17 protein-coding genes are annotated in these 21973 nt (G+C 58.9%); all 17 read right to left on the reverse strand.

The genetic code is table 11. The features are described 5' to 3' along the window. Positions 1–418: 418 nt before the first annotated feature. A complete protein-coding gene (locus QP982_RS06695) occupies positions 419–1432 on the reverse strand; it encodes a DivIVA domain-containing protein (RefSeq protein ID WP_016422992.1) in 1014 nt (337 codons plus the stop codon). A 398-nt stretch (positions 1433–1830) separates the two neighbouring features. Then, positions 1831–2130 (reverse strand): YggT family protein, encoded by a 300-nt coding sequence (locus QP982_RS06700; protein WP_016422993.1) that lies wholly within the window; start codon positions 2128–2130, stop codon positions 1831–1833. 63 nt (positions 2131–2193) lie between these two features. After that, positions 2194–2715 carry a cell division protein SepF gene (gene sepF, locus QP982_RS06705; RefSeq protein ID WP_016422994.1) on the reverse strand — a complete coding sequence of 174 codons (522 nt, stop codon included), beginning with the start codon at positions 2713–2715 and terminating at the stop codon, positions 2194–2196. A gap of 122 nt (positions 2716–2837) precedes the next feature. Continuing rightward, on the reverse strand, positions 2838–3560 hold the full coding sequence (gene pgeF, locus QP982_RS06710) for a peptidoglycan editing factor PgeF (RefSeq protein WP_284870339.1): 723 nt from the start codon (positions 3558–3560) through the stop codon (positions 2838–2840). A gap of 6 nt (positions 3561–3566) precedes the next feature. Then, a complete protein-coding gene (gene ftsZ / locus QP982_RS06715; RefSeq protein ID WP_016422996.1) occupies positions 3567–4874 on the reverse strand; it encodes a cell division protein FtsZ in 1308 nt (435 codons plus the stop codon). Between the two features lie 268 nt (positions 4875–5142). Continuing rightward, complete coding sequence (locus QP982_RS06720; RefSeq protein WP_016422997.1) at positions 5143–5919, reverse strand: cell division protein FtsQ/DivIB; 777 nt, start codon at positions 5917–5919, stop codon at positions 5143–5145. Between the two features lie 4 nt (positions 5920–5923). After that, the gene (murC, locus tag QP982_RS06725) at positions 5924–7417 is read right to left on the reverse strand and encodes a UDP-N-acetylmuramate--L-alanine ligase (RefSeq protein WP_284870340.1); all 1494 of its coding nucleotides are present in this window, start codon (positions 7415–7417) and stop codon (positions 5924–5926) included. A 13-nt stretch (positions 7418–7430) separates the two neighbouring features. Next, positions 7431–8603 carry an undecaprenyldiphospho-muramoylpentapeptide beta-N-acetylglucosaminyltransferase gene (gene murG, locus QP982_RS06730; protein ID WP_016422999.1) on the reverse strand — a complete coding sequence of 391 codons (1173 nt, stop codon included), beginning with the start codon at positions 8601–8603 and terminating at the stop codon, positions 7431–7433. A 4-nt stretch (positions 8604–8607) separates the two neighbouring features. Continuing rightward, complete coding sequence (gene ftsW / locus QP982_RS06735) at positions 8608–10416, reverse strand: putative lipid II flippase FtsW (protein ID WP_016423000.1); 1809 nt, start codon at positions 10414–10416, stop codon at positions 8608–8610. Beyond that, the gene (gene murD, locus QP982_RS06740; protein WP_016423001.1) at positions 10409–11887 is read right to left on the reverse strand and encodes a UDP-N-acetylmuramoyl-L-alanine--D-glutamate ligase; all 1479 of its coding nucleotides are present in this window, start codon (positions 11885–11887) and stop codon (positions 10409–10411) included. Before murD ends, ftsW begins: the two co-directional genes overlap by 8 nt. Next, entirely contained in the window at positions 11884–12990 is a 1107-nt protein-coding gene (mraY, locus tag QP982_RS06745; RefSeq protein WP_016423002.1) for a phospho-N-acetylmuramoyl-pentapeptide-transferase, read from the reverse strand. Before mraY ends, murD begins: the two co-directional genes overlap by 4 nt. Continuing rightward, a complete protein-coding gene (locus QP982_RS06750; RefSeq protein WP_016423003.1) occupies positions 12991–14517 on the reverse strand; it encodes a UDP-N-acetylmuramoyl-tripeptide--D-alanyl-D-alanine ligase in 1527 nt (508 codons plus the stop codon). It abuts the gene before it with no gap. A gap of 132 nt (positions 14518–14649) precedes the next feature. Further along, the gene (locus tag QP982_RS06755; protein WP_016423004.1) at positions 14650–16224 is read right to left on the reverse strand and encodes a UDP-N-acetylmuramoyl-L-alanyl-D-glutamate--2,6-diaminopimelate ligase; all 1575 of its coding nucleotides are present in this window, start codon (positions 16222–16224) and stop codon (positions 14650–14652) included. Between the two features lie 138 nt (positions 16225–16362). Next, the gene (locus tag QP982_RS06760; RefSeq protein ID WP_048731186.1) at positions 16363–18273 is read right to left on the reverse strand and encodes a peptidoglycan D,D-transpeptidase FtsI family protein; all 1911 of its coding nucleotides are present in this window, start codon (positions 18271–18273) and stop codon (positions 16363–16365) included. A 341-nt stretch (positions 18274–18614) separates the two neighbouring features. After that, positions 18615–19445, reverse strand: a complete 831-nt coding sequence (gene ftsL / locus QP982_RS06765) for a cell division protein FtsL (protein ID WP_070866631.1) — start codon at positions 19443–19445, stop codon at positions 18615–18617. 64 nt (positions 19446–19509) lie between these two features. Then, complete coding sequence (gene rsmH / locus QP982_RS06770) at positions 19510–20550, reverse strand: 16S rRNA (cytosine(1402)-N(4))-methyltransferase RsmH (protein ID WP_070767281.1); 1041 nt, start codon at positions 20548–20550, stop codon at positions 19510–19512. A 260-nt stretch (positions 20551–20810) separates the two neighbouring features. Continuing rightward, on the reverse strand, positions 20811–21242 hold the full coding sequence (gene mraZ, locus QP982_RS06775; RefSeq protein WP_005510286.1) for a division/cell wall cluster transcriptional repressor MraZ: 432 nt from the start codon (positions 21240–21242) through the stop codon (positions 20811–20813). Positions 21243–21973 lie beyond the last annotated feature (731 nt).

A 21973-nucleotide genomic window follows, 5' to 3' on the forward strand; every position in this document is an offset into this window, starting at 1 on the left:
ATACTCACCACGGGGACGCATGCCTAGCCCCTTCAGCGTTGTTACTGGTGACGCTGAAAAGGAGTCTCGCGCGGTACCACCCCGCTTGGCATCACGCTTTACGACGGTTCTTGCGAACAAGAACCATGCGGTTTCACGCGATAGCCCGCTTATTTAATAAGGCTTTGTAACGGTGCCAAACCGTTCGGTTCTACTGGGCCCATTTTCTACTGGACTGTTCTTCCGAAACGCTCCCCGGTGATGGCCGGCTCATTGCGCGTATGGGTGTCAGTATAGCAGTGTCTCAGGCAACTACTACAACCCTGACCGGAACAAAGAATGCGATTGGTTCGCAGGGAAAGATAGCAAAAACCACCGCGCTCTGCCTCCCCTCTCTGGGGAGCCGAGCGTGGTGGTTTTCTACGTGTTGGCTACGTAATTAGTTGTTGTAGCCGTCGGCCGGGGCAGCCGACTCGCGAGAGTTCAGGTCGTCGAGCTGGGACTCCAGGAAGGTCTTCAGGCGGGTGCGGTACTCGCGCTCGAAGATGTGCAGCTCCTCGATGCGCCCCTCCAGAGCGGTCTGCTGCTCCTTGACGGTGGTCATGATCTCGTGGTGCTTGCGCTCTGCATCGTCCTGCAGCGCGGTTGCCTTCTGCTGCGCTGCGGTGATGGTGGCGTTAGAGCGAGCGTCTGCGTCGCTGATCATCTGCTCGCTGCGCTGGCGAGCGTCAGTGAGGGTCGACTCAGACTCGTTGCGGGCATCAGCCAACAGCTGCTCACTGCGCTCCTTGGCATCAGCCAAAGTTGCTTCTGCCTCATTGCGAGCGTTGGTGATAGTGCGCTCGGCCTCTTCATTGGCCTCTGCCACGGTGCGGTCAGCGTTTTCACGAGCCTCGGTGACAAGCTTGTTGGCCTCAGCGTCGGCGTCAGTGGTGACGCGATCAGCGGTGTCCTGAGCAGCCTGCAGGATACGAGCAGCGCGGAGGCTAACTTCCTGCGACTCGGTGCCGGTGCTTGCTGCAACTGCCTGCGGCTGCTCCGCAGCTGCGGAGGAAGCCTGCTGTGCAGAAGCCTCTGCCTCAGAAGCACGCTTCTCAAGAGCATCCAGACGATCCTGGTAGTGAGCCTCAATCTCCTGCTGCTGAGCGCTCAGGCGCTCGTTGTACTCAGCGCGCAGCTCCTGCTCAATTTCCTTGCGCAGCTTGTCCTCATCGACAGCCGGCGCCGCAGCGGCAGCACCGGAAGCAGCGTAGTCTGCGCCGCCACCCTGCTCTAGCTGACCTTCAAGGTCCTCAACGCGCTGGCGCAGCTCAGCGTTTTCATCCTGGAGCTCACCCAGTGCGTCCTCTACGAGGTCGAGGAACTGATCGACCTCGTCCTCGTTGTAACCACGCTTGCCAATCGGAGGCTTGCTGAAAGCCACATTATGCACATCAGCCGGAGTCAACGGCATGGTGAGTTCCCCTAACACTTTGAGCGGACAGTTCTTAAGAAATCTTAAGAGAATTATTTCCAGTAGTACTGTTTACCCGGCCAATCCTACCTGCTCTAGTCACAGTCCTCACCCCATTTATTTTGGGCAGGACTCTATCCCCCACGTTCTAACCAATGGCAAAGTTCTAGTAAAACGTTAAACCTCGCCCTTACCCTGCACCTTTAGCCACAGAACTTTACCCCCGACACAATAAAAACCCATTGGGGATTACATTCCCCAACGGGTTCCTATTATTGCCCCCGATTAACACCCCCGGTAGCAATTCAATGCCCGAGAACATCACATTCGGGACAGTCAAAACAACACAGCTCCACCGAAATCCACATTGTGGACCCCAAGCAAACAGTTAGCGATATTTACACCACCGCGCCGAGAGCTACCTGCAGCACCATTCGCAGAATCATAAGGATGAAGAACAAAACAAGCACAGACATGTCCACCATCACGTTGCCCATCGGCATAGGCGGGATGAGTCGGCGCAACAGCTTCACCGGCGGGTCGGTAATGACAAAAACAACTTCACCAATCGACGAAAACACCCTGCCTGGTCGCCAAGAGCGAGAAAATGACTGAATCATTTCAATCACAATGCGAGCCAACAGCAGATAGGTGAAAAGCTTCAGCAGGATTAGCAGAACTAGCAGTAGTGAAGACACGAATAAACAGTCTAGCTAATTAATCGAAATACGAAACACTAACAAGCCATGCGAGCCGGCTGACTAGCCGGACATCCGGTCGAACTGGCCCTCGTTGACATCGCAGCCATGCGGGTACAGGGTGAACACGGAGCCGTCAGCCTTGATCCGGCCGCGCAGACCGAAAACCAGTCCAGCAACGAAGTCGACATAGCGCTTAGCCTCAGATGGGTCAAGCTCACTCAGATCGAAGGTGACGATGTCACCGTCGCGGAAGTGCGAACCGATGTCCGGAGCCTTGGAGTACTTGTCCTGAAAACCACTTTCCGGCTTGATGAAGACCTGCTCCGGTTCCTTGGTATCAGCAACGGAGTGCAGGTTGCCGTAGCGGTAGTCCTCCTCGCGGGAGTTCACACTTGCAGCCTCACGTGGAGCCTCTTCGCGCAGCTCGTAGCGGTGACGCTCCGCACGACGCGAGTCGGCATAGGAGTCATCAAAACGCTCCTCGTCACGGCGGTCAAACTCGTCGTAGTGCTCGTCGTAAGCCGCGTCATCAGTCGGGGTAAGACCGAAGAAATTTGAAACCCCACGGAAGAAATCAGCCATCTTCTGCTACGTCCTTCTTAGTGTGCGAATTTAAGTCTGTGCTACCCACAACCTACCGGCTGGGTTGGCAATATCGCATAGACACGCGCAAATTTGGCGCGCCAAAATTACAACTTTGAAACTTAGCCCTGCTCAGGCAAGATTACGATGCCCGCCTGACGGCCAGTCTTCTCCTCCCGCCGGTAGGAAAAGTACTGCTCATTTTCAATAGTGCAGCTGGGCTCGACATTGACATGCCGTACACCGAGGTCATAGAGCTGACGCATCAGGCCGGCGCGCACGTCGACACCGGCAGTCCCCTGCTTCGTTCGCATCTTCGCTCCGGGCAAATGCTTATCGACGTCATCGGCCATCGACTCAGGCACCTCGTAATTGTGGCCAGAAGCCGCCGCACCGAGAAGCGCATGGATATTCTCGGGCGTGGCACCGAGCTCAATCATCTTCTCGACAGATTTACGAACGATTCCGTTGCGGGCACCGGTCCGCCCTGCGTGTACCGCAGCGGCGACACCCGCATAATCGTCGGAAAGCAAGACGGGAACGCAATCGGCAACGAGCACTACCAGCGCGAGACCCGGCGTGGTCGTGACGATGGCGTCGGTAGCCGAGACAGGCTCAGTTTGTGGTTCGTTGACGACGGTGACCGTGTTGGTGTGAAGCTGCTCCATGTAGACGAAGCGGGCACGGTCGATTCCCAGAGAATCGGCCAAGCGCTGGCGGTTGCGTTCGACTGCGGACGGGTCATCGCCGACATGATCTCCAAGATTGAAGGAATCATATGGTGGCAGCGAAAACCCGCCGCGCCGATTCGTCAGAATTTTTCGGCTGCGGCGGGATTCAGTCATGATTTCTTAGAAGCCCCACTCCGGCAGGTCACTGGAAGCCTGGTAGCCGCCACGACGGTCGTCGCGGTCATCGCGGTGAGCACCACGGTAGTTGCGGTTTTCCTGCGTACGCGGTGTCGGGTTATCGGTGAACAGACCACCGCTGTTCGGGTTGGTGCGCGGGACAAAGCGGTCGCGATCCTCACGCTCGCGCGGCTGTGCGACCGGGCGCTCTTCCTCCACACGCGGGGCCGGAGCGCCGAGGTTGTCACCGCCCGGCAGTGCGCTGCCCTGTCGCGGTGCCTGCTCAGCGGCCGGACGCGCCTCGGCATCCTGTGCAGCCGGACGTGCAGCGGCACCTGCGGCTGGCTTGTCCAGCGGGTTGCCGTTACCCTGCTCAAAACCGGTAGCAATCACAGTGACGCGAACTTCGTCACCGAGGTTGTCGTCGATGATGGTACCGAAGATGATGTTGGCATCCGGGTCAGCCTTTTCCTCCACGATGGACGCGGCGGCATTGACCTCCATCAAGCCCAGGTCGGAGCCACCGGCGACGGAAATAAGCACACCCTGTGCACCATCCATGGTGGACTCCAGCAGCGGGGAGTTAATGGCCTGAGTAGCGGCGTTCATCACACGGTCGTCGCCGCGTGCGGAACCAACGCCCATCAGAGCCGAGCCAGCCTCAGCCATTACCGAGCGGACGTCGGCGAAGTCGACGTTAATCATGCCCGGAATGGTAATCAGGTCAGTAATACCCTGGACACCGTTGTAAAGAATCTCGTCGGCGAAGCGGAACGCGTCCATCATGGACAGATCCTGTTCACCAATCTGCAGCAGACGCTGGTTCGGAATGGTGATAAGGGTGTCACAGACCTCCTTGAGGGTTTCAATGCCCTCGGCGGCCTGGCGTGCACGGCGCTTGCCCTCGAAGTCGAACGGCTTGGTTACGACACCAACAGTCAGGGCACCGGACTTCTTGGCGATGCTCGCGACAACCGGAGCTGCACCGGTACCGGTTCCACCGCCCTCACCTGCGGTAACGAAGACCATGTCGGCGCCCTTGAGGGTCTCTTCAATCTCGTCCTTGTGGTCTTCCGCGGAAGTGCGGCCAACCTCGGGGTTAGCGCCAGCTCCCAGACCACGAGTTGCCTCACGCCCAATGTCGAGCTTGACATCAGCGTCGGAGAACATCAGGGCCTGCGAGTCGGTGTTGACTGCGATAAATTCGACACCCTTCAGCCCCTCCTCGATCATGCGGTTGACAGCATTGACGCCACCGCCGCCGACACCGACGACTTTGATAACGGCGAGGTAGTTATTCGGGGAGGTCATTGCGCGTTTCTCGCCCTTTCCTATAGGTCCTAAATAATTTCATCTAGCCACGTTGCACATGGGCCGCACGACAGCATTGGCACCGCCGGGCAGTACAGCTCTCCATGACACCGCACGGAAGAAGTGCATCATGGCCGAAAAGCTGTTGACCCCATTGTGGTCGAAAACTGCAAATAATTCAGCGACCTTTTAGCGCGTGTCGCTACCTTAAACCTGCACTTGAGGGATAGTGTTTAGCCACAGAAATCACTCCAGACACCACCATTCTCTACTCTCCCTTAGCAGCGGGTAGTCGGGGGTTGGAGACATTCCAAATCTTCTCGCCACGGTTCAGCACAATCTCCGTCGCGCGTGCCTTTTCTGCCGCATTATCCGAGGACCCGAAGTACACCTCGTATCCATCGGTCAGAAATAGCTTGATCTCTGCCTCGGAAGGAGCGCTAATCCGCTCCACACGGTGTGCAACGGGCTCTGGCAACGCCTTGACGACGTTCAAAACCGCCTTGATAACGCGCGGTTCGGGGTCAACTTTGCCGTCTGTTGGCTCATCCACACGAGGTGCATCAACAACCTCGATGACACCCGCCGGCGGGGCTGCCGTGACGAACTCCTGACCATTTGCGGAAAACAGATGCTCTCCGTCAGTGGCACGGACAAACACCACCGGGGTGAATTCTCGTACCGAAATAGTCACGCCCTGCGGCCACGAACGACTGACAGTCACGCTATCGACCCACGGCTGCCCCGCCACGGAGCGCGCTGAGGCATCCGTGTCCAAGCGAATGAGCTTTTGATTCTCGGAGATACCACTGGCCTCGACAATCGCGTCTTTATCCCCGTGGACGACGCCCTCAACATCGATGTTTTTCACAACCAGCCACGGCGAAAACCACACCACCGCTGCAACGATGGCGATAATCGCGACCAGGCCACCGCCGACGAGCCAGCCGCGTCGCGGGGCGCGCGCTGAACGCCGACGCCGCGACGCTGTTGCGCCCCGGCCTGCACCGTCGGTCTGCTGAGATTGCTTTCGGCTGGTTTTCACAGTGCTACGACTCCACCTGTTCGTCGTTGTCTCCGCTGAGCTCGCGCACGATTTCGTCGGCAAGCATCGTCACAGAGCCAGCGCCGATGGTCAGGATGACGTCGTGCGGTTCGGCGATTTCGCGAACGCGAGCCGGGACGCTGGTGAAATGCGGCTCATACGTCACAGGGATGGTCATTTTGTTGGCAATGAGCGCGCCGTCGACGCCCGGCAGTGGCTCCTCGCGGGCGCCGAAGACATCGAGCAATACGGCCTTGTCCGCCAGAGACAGGGCGGCAGCGAACTCGTCGGCAAAGCTGCGAGTACGCGAGTACAAGTGAGGCTGGAACACAGCGATGACCTTGCCACGACCGGCCTCGGTGACCAACTCCCGAGCTGCGCCGAGAACTGCGGAGACCTCGGTCGGGTGATGCGCGTAGTCGTCGTAGATACGAGCGCCAACAAATGGCCCCTCGCCGATACTGCCGTGGTAGTCAAAGCGGCGACGGACACCGGTGAATTCACCGAGACCGCGCGCCATACGCCCCAAATCTGCCCCGACGCAGTCGCCACCGACCATTGCAGCCAGCGCGTTGAGCGCCATGTGACGGCCGGGCTGATGAAGTTCAAACCTCACCGATGTCGAGCCAACAGTGGCCTCCACGCGGGCACCACCACCGACCGGAGTCCAGCCGTGCAAAACGGCACCGACCGGCAGCGTCGGGTGTTGAGCCAAGGCTTCTTCCCCACCATAAGCCAGCACGTTAATGCCGCGCTCCACCGCGCGCTCGCCCAATGCGGCCGCATGCGGATCCTCAGCACAGATGACCAGATGACCGCCATCCTTAATGCGCTCTGCAAAAGCGTCAAAGACGGCGTAGTAGGTCTCGTCGTCACCGAAAAAGTCAAGGTGATCGGGCTCGATGTTGGTAATTACGGCCACTTCCGGCTGGTAGGTCAACAACGAGGCATCCGACTCATCGGCCTCAGCAACAAAGACATCGCCACTGCCCTGGTGAGCATTGACACCGGCCTTGCTCATCAGACCGCCAACGGCAAAAGACGGATCCAAACCAGCTGCCTGCAAAGCGGCGACGGTCATCGATGTAGTCGAGGTTTTGCCGTGAGTACCGGCGATCAGGAGAGCCTTGGAGTCCTGCATCAACAGCGCTAACACATCGGAGCGTTTGAGCACCGGAATGTCCAGCTCATGTGCACCGGCCAGCTCCGGATTCGTCTTCGGGATAGCAGCGAAGGAAATGACCACTGCGTCCGGCAGCTCTCCCTCGCCAGCAAGCTCGAGATTCGCACGGTCATGCCCAATGGCGATGGTGGCTCCCATCGCACGTAGTCCCACCACCGCGCGGGACTCCTTGACATCGGAACCGGTAACACGAATGCCACGCGCCAACAGGATGCGAGCGATACCGGACATACCGGCACCGCCAATGCCAATCATGTGGACACTTGCGGGCAGCTCTCCCGTTACCGGCTGAAAGTCATCGAAATTAACGTTCATGTTTATGCTCGCTTTACTTCTTAGAGTTCACAGCCGCAGACAGCACCCGACGGGCGATGTTCTCCGCAGCGTTACCATGTCCAATGTTGGCCAGGGCGCGGCGCCCGTCGGCAAGCTTTTCTGGGGACGTGACCAGCGGAATCACGATATCCGAAACTGATGCCGCAGTCAGCGACTCGTCGGCGATGAGAATACCGCCACCAGCATCGATGACATCGGTGGCGTTGAGCGCCTGTTCCCCATTTCCGTGTGGCAGCGGAACGTACACCGCAGGCAAGCCGACAGCTGAGACTTCAGCCACCGTCATCGCACCGGAACGGCACAAAATCAGGTCGGCGGCGGAGTACGCCAGATCCATCCGGTCGATGTACGGCACAGCGACATAGGGGGCGTCCTCGCGGATAGCCTCGACCTCGACGTGATTCTTCTTGCCGTAGGCATGCAGTACAGATACACCGGCGTTGGCGAGCTCTGCGGCTGCACCGGTAACAGCTTCGTTGATGGAACGTGCCCCCTGCGAACCACCGGTGACAAAGAGCACCGGACCCTCCTGCGGTAAACCGAAGAACTCGCGGGCTTCGGCACGCTTGGCGTCGCGGTCCAACGCCGCGAGACTGGCACGCACGGGATTGCCAACAACCTCGGCCTTCAGGCCAGAGCCAGTCACGGCAGCCAAACCGACGCCCCCGAGTGCGACACCGAGCTTATTGGCCAGGCCCGCACGGGCGTTGGCCTCGTGAACCAGGAACGGAATCTTCTTCCCCGCACGGCACGCCATGTAGGCCGGTGCCGATACGTAGCCACCAAAGCCGATGACCGCATCAGCGTCAATGCGCTTGAAAACCTTGCGGGTCTCACGCACCGCACGAGCGACGTTGAGAGGCAGCTTGAACAAATCCGCAGTCGGCTTGCGCGGCACCGGCACTGGCGGAATCAGCTCTAGGTCATAGCCTCGCGCCGGTACGAGGGTTGACTCCAACCCCCGATTCGTACCGAGTGCAATGACGCGGGCATCCGGCTGCAGTTTCAAAATCGCATCCGCTACTGCCAGTGCAGGTTCGATATGGCCAGCCGTACCACCGCCGGCCACCACAATGGTCGGAGCAGAGCCATCTTCCTTGAGAAACTGCTCAGACTCCGAAGCGCCTTTCGCCCCAGCGGCTGCGCCCAGATTCTTGTCTGCCATGGTGTTATCGATTCCTCCTCCGCGGTGCTGAACCGCCGTTCCTATTGTTTCGGCCCGGGCGCTGGCGCGAACGCGACTGTCCGCCACGACCTTCGCCCCGAATCCTACTGCCCCGGCCTGAGCTTGACGACGACCAGGAGCCCTGTGACCGTCCAGTCCGCGGCGACCTCGCTGTAAAACCCCGCGTCCGTCCGTTGTCACTGCGAGGGGAATAATCCACTTCGCGGCCACGAACGCTGCCCGAGTTTCCGGAGCTGCCGGAGGTTCGGGAGCCACGCTGCGGGGCGGCACCTCGACCACTGCGGCTGCCTCCACTACGGCCGGGCCGATTGGGTCGGTCAGCTCGGCCACTGTAGGTTTCCCGCACCTGCGCCCCCTCGCCGCGTGGAGTACGCGCTCCACTGGTCACCACGGGAGGACCGAAGCGTTGCGGATCGCGATGGGCACGCACCTTCGGCGCGTGGCGACGCGATTCGTCATACGGGATTGGTTCCGGAATACCCAGGAACCTGTCCAGCCCCGGACGTCCCGAAGTCTGCATTGCAGAGACTGCCTCCGATTCGTGGCGGGCACATGTGGCCAGCAGACCCATCGAGAACAACGTCACCATCGCCGATGTACCACCGGCGGAAATCAGCGGCAGCTGCAGACCAGTCACTGGCAACGCACCAACGACGTAGCCGATGTTGATGAAAGCCTGCACCACGGTTGCAGCAGTAATCGTGCCCGCGAGCAGACGGAGAAACGGATCGTTCTGACGACCGGCGATACGAAGTCCCACCCAGCCGAGCGCTGCGTAGAGCAAAATAACCATCAGCGCGCCGAGGAAACCAGTCTCCTCACCGATAATGGCGAAAATGAAGTCATTCTTCGCCTCCGGTAGGTATCCCCACTTCGCGCTCGACTGACCGAGACCGACACCGGTGAGAGAGCCGTCGGCAAGCGAAAGAAAGCCTTGGTAGGACTGGTAGGCATCGCCCTGCACGTCGTTGAAGTTACCAACCAGCGAGTCCAAGTAGACCCTGATTCGCGCCGAACGGAAACCCGCGGTGACGGTAAAAATCACCAGGGCGAAAGCCGCAGCGGCAAGCAGCCCGGTGATGAATACGCGCGGCAGGCCAGCGAACCACGCCAACGCCACCACGACGAACGCCATGGAAGCAACCATGCCGAGGTCACGCTGCAGCATCACCAGTGCCAATACCACGAAGCTGACCGCACCGAACAGCCCGAACAAATCGGTATAGGACACAGCAGTGCGGACCTTTTCAGCCAGCAGCTTCGAACCCCACAGTGCCAGCGCGATCTTCGCGATTTCTGACGGCTGCATGGTGATACCACCAATACTCAGCCACGAACGCGCACCGGTTTCCTCCAGGCCGATGCCGATACCAGGGATAATCACCAAAACCAGCAGCACAAAGGACAAAATCAGCGCTGCTGTCGATAGCGAGCGAATCAATTCCACCCGCATTCGCAGCACGATCCACATGGAGATAAGACCCGCCACCACCATGACCAGCTGACGGATGAACACCGACCACACGCTGCCCGAGTCGTTACCCGCGCTGGCCATGGATGCCGACAGCACCATCACCAGGCCTATCGACGTCAGCAGCGCGACGATGATCATCAGTAGGTGGTAGTCGAACAGCGGACGCGACTTCCAGTCGTTGAAACGCTCCACCCACGCCGGCCGTTCTCGAGCACTAGAGCTTGACGACGAAGGCCGCTGTGAACTGGTAGCCTTCGTCCCCTTTTGTGCCGTCGCGGCGCTAGCGCTTAAATTACGAGCCTTGCGGGAGTTATCCATCAGTTGACGTCACCTTCTGCGCCCATTGCGCGAACAAGTCGCCACGTTCAGCCATACCGGAGTACATGTCCAAGCTGGCGGCAGCTGGTGCCAACAGCACCACATCCCCAGGGTTGGCATATTCACTAGCTGCCATACAGACCTTTGCCATGGCATCGACCTTATCGGTGTCATCAATGACAACGACCGGCACAGCAGGTGCGATGCGGGAGAGCGCATCGCTGACTAGTTGCCTATCGACGCCCAGAACCACGGCGGCCTGCAGGCGATGAGCATGCTTCGCCACTAGCGGAGAGATTTCCGCGCCCTTGAGCTGACCACCGACGATCCAAACGACACGCTCATGACCGGACAGTGCAGCGTCGGCAGCGTGGGGGTTGGTGGCCTTGGAGTCATCAATCCACACGACATCATTTGCCTTATGGACAATCTGACCGCGGTGTGCGCGAACTTCGAAAGTCTCCAATGCCGCTGCAATTTGCTCCGGTGAGGTACCGATACTGCGCGCCATCGCAGTGGCGGCCACCGCGTCGAGAACACCTGCCCGGCCGGGAGGAGAAATTCCCGCTACCGGTGCGATGACAATGCCCGGACCAGAGTCGTCAGCTGCGGCATCGCCGCCGCCAAAAGCGCGGTCGACAATCATGCCGTCGCGAACTCCGACCTGGTGTGCCTCCGGGGGACCATCGGTAAAGCCCACGACGGAGTTGCCGAGCTCGTCGTTTTTCAGCATCTTTTCCACGTGCTCGACGACATCTGCGTCATCCGCACCGTAGATTGCGACAGTACCGCGCAGCGCACGGGTCTTGTCCAGACCGTAGTTTTCGTAAGAACCGTGCCAGTCGATGTGGTCTTCCGCCAGGTTCAGCAGTACTCCCGCATCTGGGCGAATGTTTGGAGCCCAGTGCAGCTGGAAGCTGGACAGCTCTGCGGCCAAGACCTCGATACGAGGCTCAGCAGTCAGTGCGTCGTACAGAGCCACACCAATGTTGCCCACAGCTGCGCCCTGCTCCCCGAGCATGGCGGCCAGCATGGAGGTGGTTGTGGTCTTGCCGTTAGTGCCGGTGACTACCAGCCAGGTACGTTTCGGCCCCCACAGCTGGGCACAGTCGCCGGCGAAAGCCAGCGCCACATCGCCGAATACCGGGACACCGGCCTCAGCGGCGGCGCCGAACAGCGGACTGGTCGGACGCCACCCCGGCGAGGTCACAATCGCAACCGCGTCGGCAAGCTCGTCGCGAGCGTCTGCGGTCGTGACATGCCGAACCGAAAAGTCAGCGGCAACCAGTGCGCCGAGAGCGGAATCGTCCACGACGACAACTTCCGGACAGCCGATGTCCTTGAGCATCGCAATGGCACCGCGACCGGAAACTCCGGCTCCTGCCACCAGAACTCGACCAGAGCGCACCGTAGCGACTAAGTCGAGATTTCGGATATCGGTGAGGTTGGTCGGGTCTGGTGAGTTAATCATTGAAATACGCCTACCTGAGAGAGCCAGTCACTGTAGAAGATGGCTGCGCCAATCATGTTGAAAATGCCTGCGAGTAGCCAGAAGCGAACGACAACAGTTGTCTCCGCCCAACCTCCGTTTTCGAAGTGGTGATGGAGAGGAGCCATGCGGAATACGCGCTTGCCAGTCGTCTGGAAAACCGCGATCTGGATTGCCACGGAAGCAACTTCCATCACGAAGATGAAGCCAATGATAACCATCAGCAGCTCAGTCTTGGTGACAAATGACAGACCCGCTACCAAACCGCCAAGAGCCAGCGAACCGGTATCTCCCATGAAGATCTTTGCCGGCGCTGCATTCCACCACAGGAAGCCCAAACAGGCGCCCAGACCCGCGACGGAAATAACGGCGATATCCAGCGGATCGCGGACGTTGTAGCAACCGCTGCCCAGCGAAGCCTCGCAAGAGTTACGGAACTGCCAGAAGGAAATCAGCGTGTAGGTGGCCAGTAGCAGCGCGGTGGCGCCAGCGGCCAGGCCGTCAAGGCCATCAGTGAGATTGACGGCATTCGTCCATGCGGCAATGACGATGAAGACAAATACCAGGAAGACAATCATGCCGAACCACACAGGCCCCGGTGCCAGATTCAGGAACGGAATATCTCGAATCAGCGACAAGCTCGTCGAACCGGGAGTCAAGCCAGACGCATCCGGGAACTGCAGCAGCAGCACGCCGAAAATCAGCGCTGCCGCCAGCTGCCCAACCAGCTTCGCTGTCTTGTTCAGCCCCAGGTTGCGTCCTTTGTAGAGTTTGATGAAGTCATCGGCAAAACCCAATGCGCCCATCGCCAGAACCAGGAACATCACCAACAGACCGGAGGCGGACGGCCCCACGCCAGTCTGGATATACGTAACGAGGTGTGAGAGGAAATAACCAGCGACGATTGCGGCGATGATGGCGATGCCGCCCATAGTCGGAGTTCCCCGCTTGCGCAGGTGGCTCTTCGGCCCTTCTTCACGGATCTCCTGGCCAAGACCTTCAGCAGAGAATTTGCGAATAAGCACTGGTGTTAAAAAGACACTCACCAGAAATGCAATCGCACCACTGAGAATAAGTTGAATCACTTACTTTTCCTCTCCGCTTTCACCTTCGGGCGTAGTCCCAACCTTGGCAGCCAGCGAGTCCGCGACCCGCCACATACCGTCCGCATAGGAGGCCTTGACTAACACCACATCGTCCGGACGCACCTCGGCCGCCACCAAATCCGCGGCAGTGGATGTATCCGGCACCCTAGAAGTATTTAACCCCAACTCTTCCGCTTTGTCGGCCAGGGCATGCACATTAGAACTCTCTCCGACTGCAATTAGTCGATCGATGCCGCGGCCCACAAGGTACTCGCCAAGCGACGAGTGCTCATCTTCAGCGGAATCACCAAGCTCACCCATCTGTCCCAGCACGGCCCACGATGAGGCGTCCTGGTGCGTTGGGCCAGCTGCTGTACGTGCCAGAGCATCAATCCCCGCACGCATCGAATCAGGGTTGGCATTGTAGGAATCGTTAATAACGACGATGTTGCCAGTGAGCTGCTGGACATCCATGCGCCGCTCTGACGCTGCCACATGCGCGGCCATCGCCTTTGCGACCTGCTCAGCATCAATACCGGATTCCACTGCCACCGCAATCGCCGCCAGGGCATTGGCCACTTGGTGCGCACCATAGACCTGCAGTTGGATCGGGAATGTACGCCCGTCCGGTACATGCAGGTCAAAAGATGCACGAGCAAGATCGTCGAGCTGCACATTCGTGGCGCGGTAATCCGCGGTTGCGTGGCGTTCGGAGTTCTCATCTGCAGCGAAGAACACCACCTTCGCCTGGGTACGCGGAGCCATGCCAGTGACGTAGTCATCGTCGGCATTAAGTACGGCCACACCGCCCTGCTCCGCAGCCGGCAGCGCTTCCACGAGCTCGCCCTTAGCCTGCGCGATTGCCTCGCGCGAGCCAAACTCACCAAGGTGCGCCGTGCCAACATTGAGCACCGCACCAATAGTCGGTGGCGCAATGCGCGCCAGGTGGGCCACATGCCCAATTCCGCGTGCGCTCATCTCCGCAACCAGGTACTTCGTCTCCGAAGTGCACTGCAGCACCGTGTACGGATGTCCAATTTCGTTGTTAAACGACCCCTTCGGCGCCACCGTCGGACCGTCGGTACGCAGCAGCGTCGCCATCATGTCCTTCGTCGACGTCTTTCCCGCCGAACCCGTCACACCGACGACATGCAGCTGATCCTTCTTCAGCTCGTCGACGACGTAACGCGCCAACTTACCAAGCGCTTCCAGCACCGCCGCCCCGGAACCATCCGGATCGTGTGCAAATGCGTCGGCATTGGAGTCCTGCTTACCAAGGGGCTTGACGACGACCGCAGGTTGCCCAACATCTCGTGCCGCCAGTGCCATCGTCGCTCCAGCTGCCACAGCCTGATCGATGAAGTCGTGGCCGTCGACACGCGCGCCCGGTAGGGCGAGGAAGAGCGAGCCTTCGCGAATCTTTCGGGAATCGAATTCTGCGGGCTGAGTCACTGTGGCGTCATCATTGACGTGGGCGAGTTCACCTCCCACGATGTGAGCGATTTCCGCGGCGGTCAGGGCAATCATGATGTCTATAGTCCTTGTTGGTTAGAGTTCCAGGCGCCTAGTAAAGGATGATTTCTTGATTCTATTCGCTTACCGCGAATGGTTCGCGGTAGGCATGTCAGGTGGTGCGCTTCCTCAGCGATTTCAGCAATCTCAATCAGCGGATCCCTCCAGTCGCTGTGTGAGTGCTTCGGCCAGCTGCTCACGGTCATCGAACGGGTGAATCACGCCACCGATATCCTGGCCGGTTTCGTGTCCCTTGCCTGCCACCACGATGCTGTCGCCGCTGTGGGCAAGTTCGACGACACGGCGAATTGCCTGGCCGCGATCGCCGATTTCCTCAACAACCGTGTCAGAACTGGCCTTGCTGCTGGCAACCGCTTCCTTCGCACCGGCGACCACGGCCGCACGGATTTCAGAGGGCACCTCGGAGCGTGGATTGTCATCGGTGATGATGACGACATCGGCACCGCATGCAGCCTCAGCTCCCATAATTGGACGCTTGGCACTATCGCGGTCGCCACCGGCGCCGACGACAACCAGCACGCGACCTTCGGTCTGTGCACGCAAGGTGGCCAACACTTCAGCTACTGCGGCTGGCTTGTGGGCATAGTCCACCACAGCCAGGAAGTCCTGTCCGCGATCGATGCGCTCCATGCGGCCTGGCACACGCACCTGTGCCAGACCGCTCTTGGCCGCGTCATTGGCATGCCCAATCGCATCGAGCACAGCCCATGCGACTGCGGCATTGGCAACGTTGAAAGCACCCGGCAGAGGAACTTCCACCTCAACTGTGTCAGTGTTGTTTCGCGTTAGCTCCACATGCTGGACACCGTTAGTGGCGACAGTGGCTGCAGCGGCGTGCCATTCTGCAAAGACCTCGGCAGCTGGCGTCTTGTCGGTTACGCGATGCTGAGTATGGACAGTGGTGACTTGGACATCCGGGTCGCCGGCAGCGATATCTGCCATGCGGACACCCCAGTCGTCGTCGATGCACACGACAGCCTTCGGTGCATGTGTCGGACCTTCAGGATCAAAGAGCTTGGCCTTGGCTTGGAAATACTCTTCCAAGGTCTTGTGGAAGTCCAGGTGATCCTGCGAGAGGTTGAGGAAACAGCCGACGTCGAAACTGACTCCGTCTACACGTCCCAACGACAGTGCGTGGGAAGAAACCTCCATGACAACGTGCGTCACACCCTCGGAGAGCATCTGGTGGAACAGGCGCTGGAGGGCTGGAGCCTCTGGGGTAGTCAGGCTCGACGGAACGGCACGGCCATTGATGCGCGTGCCGGTAGTACCAATGATGCCTGTCGAGCATCCAGCTGCCAGGAGCGCGCCCTCCAGCATGTAGGTCGTGGTGGTCTTGCCAGAGGTGCCGGTAACCCCAATGATGGTCAGTGAATCCGAGGGGTGATCGTAGATTTCTGCAGCAACGTGCCCCATGACGGCCCGGACATCGTCGACAACCAGGACTGGTCGAGTCTCCCCTGCTTCCCGCAGGATTTTCAGACCTTCCTCATCAGTCAGGATCGCTGTAGCAGCCGACTGCTGCGCGTAGCGCGCACCATGCGTGCGAGTACCTGGGACGGCAGCAAACATTCCGCCTTCAGGCACTTCGGCAGCGTTGAGTTCGATTGCGGCGATATCCGCTCCTGCCGCCGCGGATTCGGTAATGCCGTCAAGTCGGCCATGCGCGAGGTTACACAATTTCGCAAGGGTGGCGGTCATTGGCTGTTCCCTCTTTCAAGTCAGTCGTTGGTGTACAACAAATTGGAAAAATTCAAGAGATTCACTTTGCAGAAACCAAAGTAATAAAAGTCTGTGTATTAGTGCTGTCGCGGTAACTTCATTGTGGTGGTGACCTCGTTACGGCTGCAGCAACAACTTGCCCTCGCGGGGTGGCGACGGCGGTACGTTGTAGCGGTTAAGCGCCCAAGCGGCGATGTCCTTAAACAGTGGGGCTGCTGACTGACCGCCGTCACCATGGACACCACGCTGGGGTTCGTCAAGCATAATGCCAATGACAAAACGGGGATCGTCGGCAGGCGCGATGCCTGCAAACGTGATGTGGTACTTGGAATTCGAGTACGCGCCGGTGTCGGGGTCAAACTTCTGCGCCGTACCTGTCTTGCCTGTGAGCGAGTATCCCTCAATACTATTGCCGGCCGCGGTACCCGACTGCTGCCCCGTGGGATCAGACTGCATAACGCCTTCAAACATAGCGCGCACAGTTTGGGCGGTCTCCGGGCTAACCACACGCACTGTTTCCGGGCGCTCTGTTGCCGTCTTCGTGCCGTCCGGGGAAATTGTCGAACGAATCATACGCGGCGGGATGCGCTCGCCATCGTTGGCGATTGCCTGGAAAACTCCTGTCATCTGCAGCAGTGTCATGGCCATACCCTGACCAATGGGCAGGTTCGCAAATGTACCGCCGGACCACTGCGGACGCTGTGGCACAAAGCCGGACGATTCACTGGGCAACTCGATACCCGTGGACTGCCCCAGCCCGAAGAGATGCAGCATCTCAGCGAAGCGGTCCTGACCCAAACGCTCTGCCAGCATTAGGGTGCCGACATTGGAGGACTTGCCGAATACACCGGTCGTCGTGAAAGCTTCCGTGCCGTGCTCCCATGCATCGCGCACGGTGACACCCGCCATATCAATCGTGCCCGGGACCTGCAGAACCTCATCCGGTGTGGTCTTGCCATCTTCGATAGCGGCCGCGGCGGTAATGATCTTTGCTACAGAGCCCGGCTCAAATGGGTTCGATACAGCGGAGTTTCCGATAGTGCGCCCCTCTTCGAGCTCGGCCCCCATATCCTTATTCGGGTTAGCCGTGTCCGCCTGCGCCATTGCAAGCACTTCGCCGGTCTTCGCGTCGAGCACGACTGCCGACGCATCCTTCGCTCCCGAGTTGGCCTTCGCCTGGTTGACCTGCTGCTGGACAAAGTACTGCATGTCGAGGTCCAGGGTCAGCTCGTAAGTCGTACCGTCCACAGCTGCGTGGACATCGCGCGTGGATCCCGGGATTGCCACACCGTTAGAGGCGATATCAATGGTCTTGCCACCGTTAATACCCTGCAAAGTGGCATCACGAGAGGCTTCAAAGCCGAACTGGCCGACGCCATCCATGCCAATCTTGCCGATGACGTTAGCCGCCGTCGCCCCATTCGGGTACTGGCGAATATCCTGACGCTCCGCCACCAGTTCCGGATACTTTTCCACGATGGCAGCGGCCTTGTCCGGGTCGACATTACGCACGAGCACCTCATAGGTGCTGTCCTCATTGCGCAGCTTCTCCAGAATGTCCTTCGAGCTCACCCGGGACGGCGCGCTCATCACCGAGTTCTCCTCGGTTTCGGGTTCCGCTTGACGACGGCGACTGCTTCCCGACTTCTCCGCGTCGATGTCGGCCACGTCGAGTAGCTTCGGCAAATCCTTGGCGATCTGCTCGAGGCGTTCATCGTAGGTAGCGACATCATCCGGGCGCTGCTTATGGGCGTCCCCAATCCACTTGCGCAAAGTGTTCGGGTGAACGGTAATACTGCGTGCCTCCATAGTGAAGGCAAGCTGAGCTCCGTTACGATCGAGAATCGCACCGCGCCGAGCTGCATCAACAACTTCCACCGTGCGCTGATTCTGCGCCGCCGCCGACAGGTCAGGACCTGCGACGAGCTGCACCCAAGCCAAACGGGAGACCAGCACTACAACTGCGATAGCGCCTATAAACTGCAGCCAGTTGCGACGTCGGATGAAGTCCTTATTACTAATGCGCATTTTTTCGCGCGGGGGCACGCTTCGGTTGGTTTTAGCATCGAGCCCCCGGCTGCGCTGACCATCCCGAACGCGACTTTGGCCTCTGCGCTCACGGGATGTAATTCGGTAAGCACGTTCGCCGAAGTCATACCCCCCTCCACGGTTGGGGTAGTCGTCTTCAGATCGAATCATGCGCTAGTGCTTTCTACTAAGTCGATTCTCCCGCGCGCGATAACGTTAGGCGGTATTCCCTGCCATCGCGAGTACTGAATTAATTAGTCTACAGTCGACTGACCAGAAACAGTGGAACCGCCAGAATATCGGACAGTTGGCCAGTTTGGCCCAGTTTGTTTTCTAAGTTCCTACGGTGCTGGAGCTGGCTCGGGTGCCGGAGCTTCCGGTGCTTCCGGCGCCGCGGCTGGCGCTTCGGGCGCTTCCGGAGCTGGCGCTGGCGCTTCAGCCTCAGGCGCGGGTGCCGGAGCCGGCGCAGGTGCTGGTGCTGGTGCTGGTGCGTGGTTCTGCGGCGCATACGGAGCAGTAGCCGGCAACCCGTTCGGACGTGGATGCGCTTCCTCAATAGCCGGTGCCTGCATCCCCGGAACATTCTCGGTGTCCTTCGGGTTCGACGACGGCGCATGCGGATTATTCGGCGACTCACTGTTGAGGTCGACAATCTTCTGCTGCTTCTCATCGCCCGGTCGCACTTCCACGACCTTGCCTTCCGGATCAGTCGTCAAAACGGCAGGCTGCTCCGGATTGACCATGCCCTCTTCCACAGCACGCTGCGCGATAGCACCGGTTGACTTCATGTAAGCAACATCCCGCTCGAGCACTTCAAGCTGGTTACGCAGCTCCTTTTCCTTGGTCTGCGCAGCATCCAGCTGCAAGGATGTCGAGGTCGAAATACCCGACAGCCACATCGCCGCCACGATTCCGGCAACGACGAGAATGATCATCACGGCCGCACCGGCAAACTTGTGGTTATCCCTCGAGGACGTCGTAACGCGACGCCCACGCACCGAGATGACCTGCTGAGAACCTGTGCGCCCAAACCGCCGGCGCTGATAAAGATCCTGTTTCGTGCGGGCGCTGCGACCGCGCTGACGAGTCTTCGTCTTGGCACCGGCGACGGTTGCAGATGCGCCGCGGGAGGTGCGCCGGGTGGGGGCGTGCTCCGTGATTGTCGTTGCCATGCTCGAAAGTTCTCCCAGTACTTAGATCGTTAAGGGTGCGTTTGGTGCGGTTGAAAGGTTTGGGTCAATCGGCTCGAATTCGCTCGATACAGCGAACTCTCACCGGTGCGGCTCGGGGGTTGTCTTCGATCTCGCTTGCCGACGCCTTCTCCGCACCTCTCGTGATGAGAGCAAAGTGCGGTTCATGCCCCGGAAGCTCCATCGGGAGCCCCGGTGGGGTTGTCGACTTCACGCGCTCCGCAAAGTCCTTCTTGACGATGCGGTCTTCCAGACTCTGGTAGCTCATGAACACTGCACGCCCATCGACTGCGAGTGCATCGCAGACCTGCGGCAGCACATTTTCCAGAGCTTCAAGCTCACGATTTACCTCGATACGAAGAGCCTGGAACGTACGCTTGGCCGGGTGTCCGCCCTTACGACGAGATGCCGCCGGAATGGTTTCGTAGAGCAGCTCAACCAGACGACCGGAAGTCGTAAACGGTTCCTTCTCCCGCTCACGCAGGACTGCCGAGGCGATCTTGCCGGCGAAGCGCTCGTCGCCGTAAGTCGATAGGATGCGCGCGATATCACCGTGCGAATAGGTATTGAGCACATCCGCTGCGGTAATCCCCTGGCTTGCATCCATGCGCATGTCCAGCGGGGCGTCGACTCGGTAGGCGAATCCACGATTGACCTGGTCAAGCTGCATCGAGGAAACACCGAGGTCGAAAAGCGCACCTGCAATGCCCTTCTCAGCGGCGCGGGCGAGAATGTCCTCCGCGCCACTTCCACCAGCGGCTGCAGAAATTTCACCACTGAGCACCTCGGCGAGCGAATCGAAACGCACACGGAACCCTACAAAGCGATCACCGAAGCGCGCGAGACGTTCTTCTGCCCCTCGCAATGCATTGTCATCGCGATCGAGTCCAACAACGCAGAGCTTCGGGAACTGCTCCAACAGGTATTCCGTGTGTCCACCGGCACCAAGAGTGCCGTCGACAACTACTGCGTCGTCACCCAGTGCCTCGATGCCCGGGCGCAATAAATCAGTTACTCGGTGAAGCAAAACGGGGACATGACCAAACTCGCCGGACTTGCGATCATCCGCAGGTGCCGATCCGTTCATTTCCCCTCCTCACCGGGTATGTTCGCACTGGTCAGAGAATCTATCGAGTGTATTCCCGGTTTGCTTAACGACGAGTGCCGCGCCAGCAACCAGACCGCACCTCATGAGCACTACTGGGAATGCTGCTATCGGTGCTTAAAACAAAAAGCGGGGATGTTCACAGGGCCCCGCCTGACAGAACCTGGTATCGGGGAAGTACACCAGGGGCTATCAGGCAGAGTCCATGCGGACATTCCCTCTTTTCGGTTATTCCAAGCGGTTTATAAAACGCCGAACAGCGAGTCATCCTCACCTTCGGAGAAATCAGCTTCATGCTCCGCCTGGTAGGCCTCCCAGGACTCTTTGTCCCAGATCTCCAGAAAGTCAATAGAGCCGATAACCACGCACTCCTTGGAGAGATTCGCGTACCGACGGTGATCCATCGATAACGTGATTCGCCCCGAGCCATCAGGACGCTGCTCATCTGTGCTCGCCGCAAGATTTCGGATGAAAGCTCGCGCCTTGGCATTCGTACGAGAGGCCTTAGTAGCCCGCTGAGCTAATTTGACGAACTCCTCTTTCGGATACACCGCCAGAGAATGATCCTGCCCTTTAGTGACCATCAGGCCACCTGCGAGATCCTCACGGAACTTCGCCGGCAACGTCAGGCGCCCTTTGTCATCAAGCTTCGGCGTATAGGTGCCCAGAAACATGCGTCACTGGCCTCCTATCCCCGTGTCAACCTCAATGTCAACGCACAAACGCTTACCGAATTCAGGGATTTAGGCGTTGCCTTCAAGCAGAGCCAGAGGGCTGTGCTTTCCCGCTGTGCCAAAATCTCGCCAAACTTTAAGCGCAAATCGGATATTCACTTCTGCAATGTTGACCAACCTCAATCAACATCACGCCCCACTTTACCCCACTATCTGCCACTATCAACACAAGAAGGAGAAAAATAGTCACAGCATCAGCGCAACCCCACCGCCAGGACATCCATTTTAACCCAATTGACCTGGGACTTTAAAGAATCCTCTCGACAATTAAAGTGCGAATAAAAAGTGGGGCACCCACCCGCGACCACGCCGACAACGACGCCACACCAACCACATTGTTAACAGAAAGCAGTTTACGCCCCACTACCCACCACCTACCTGCTAGAAACTATCCAGATTGAACCTGATCGCCAGAATTAGCGCGTTGACCTGCAATTTTGTGTCGCCAGAGCCAAACATTCGGAAATACCAGCAACGACCGAAGATAAGAATTCCCTCACCCCAATAGCTAAGTGGAGGAAAGTGGGGACTCGGGGTGGGGCAAAGTGGGTGAGATCTTGTGGAGACGATTCACGTCTAGAAAAACAAAAAAGTGAGGGTTAAGTAAAGAAAAGTGTGTCCGCATGCCACCATAACCCCAGACCACACACCACAAATCACCAAAGAATAGC

Origin of the sequence: Corynebacterium sp. MSK019, from assembly GCF_030232425.1 — a bacterium.
Lineage (GTDB): Bacteria > Actinomycetota > Actinomycetes > Mycobacteriales > Mycobacteriaceae > Corynebacterium > Corynebacterium jeikeium_D.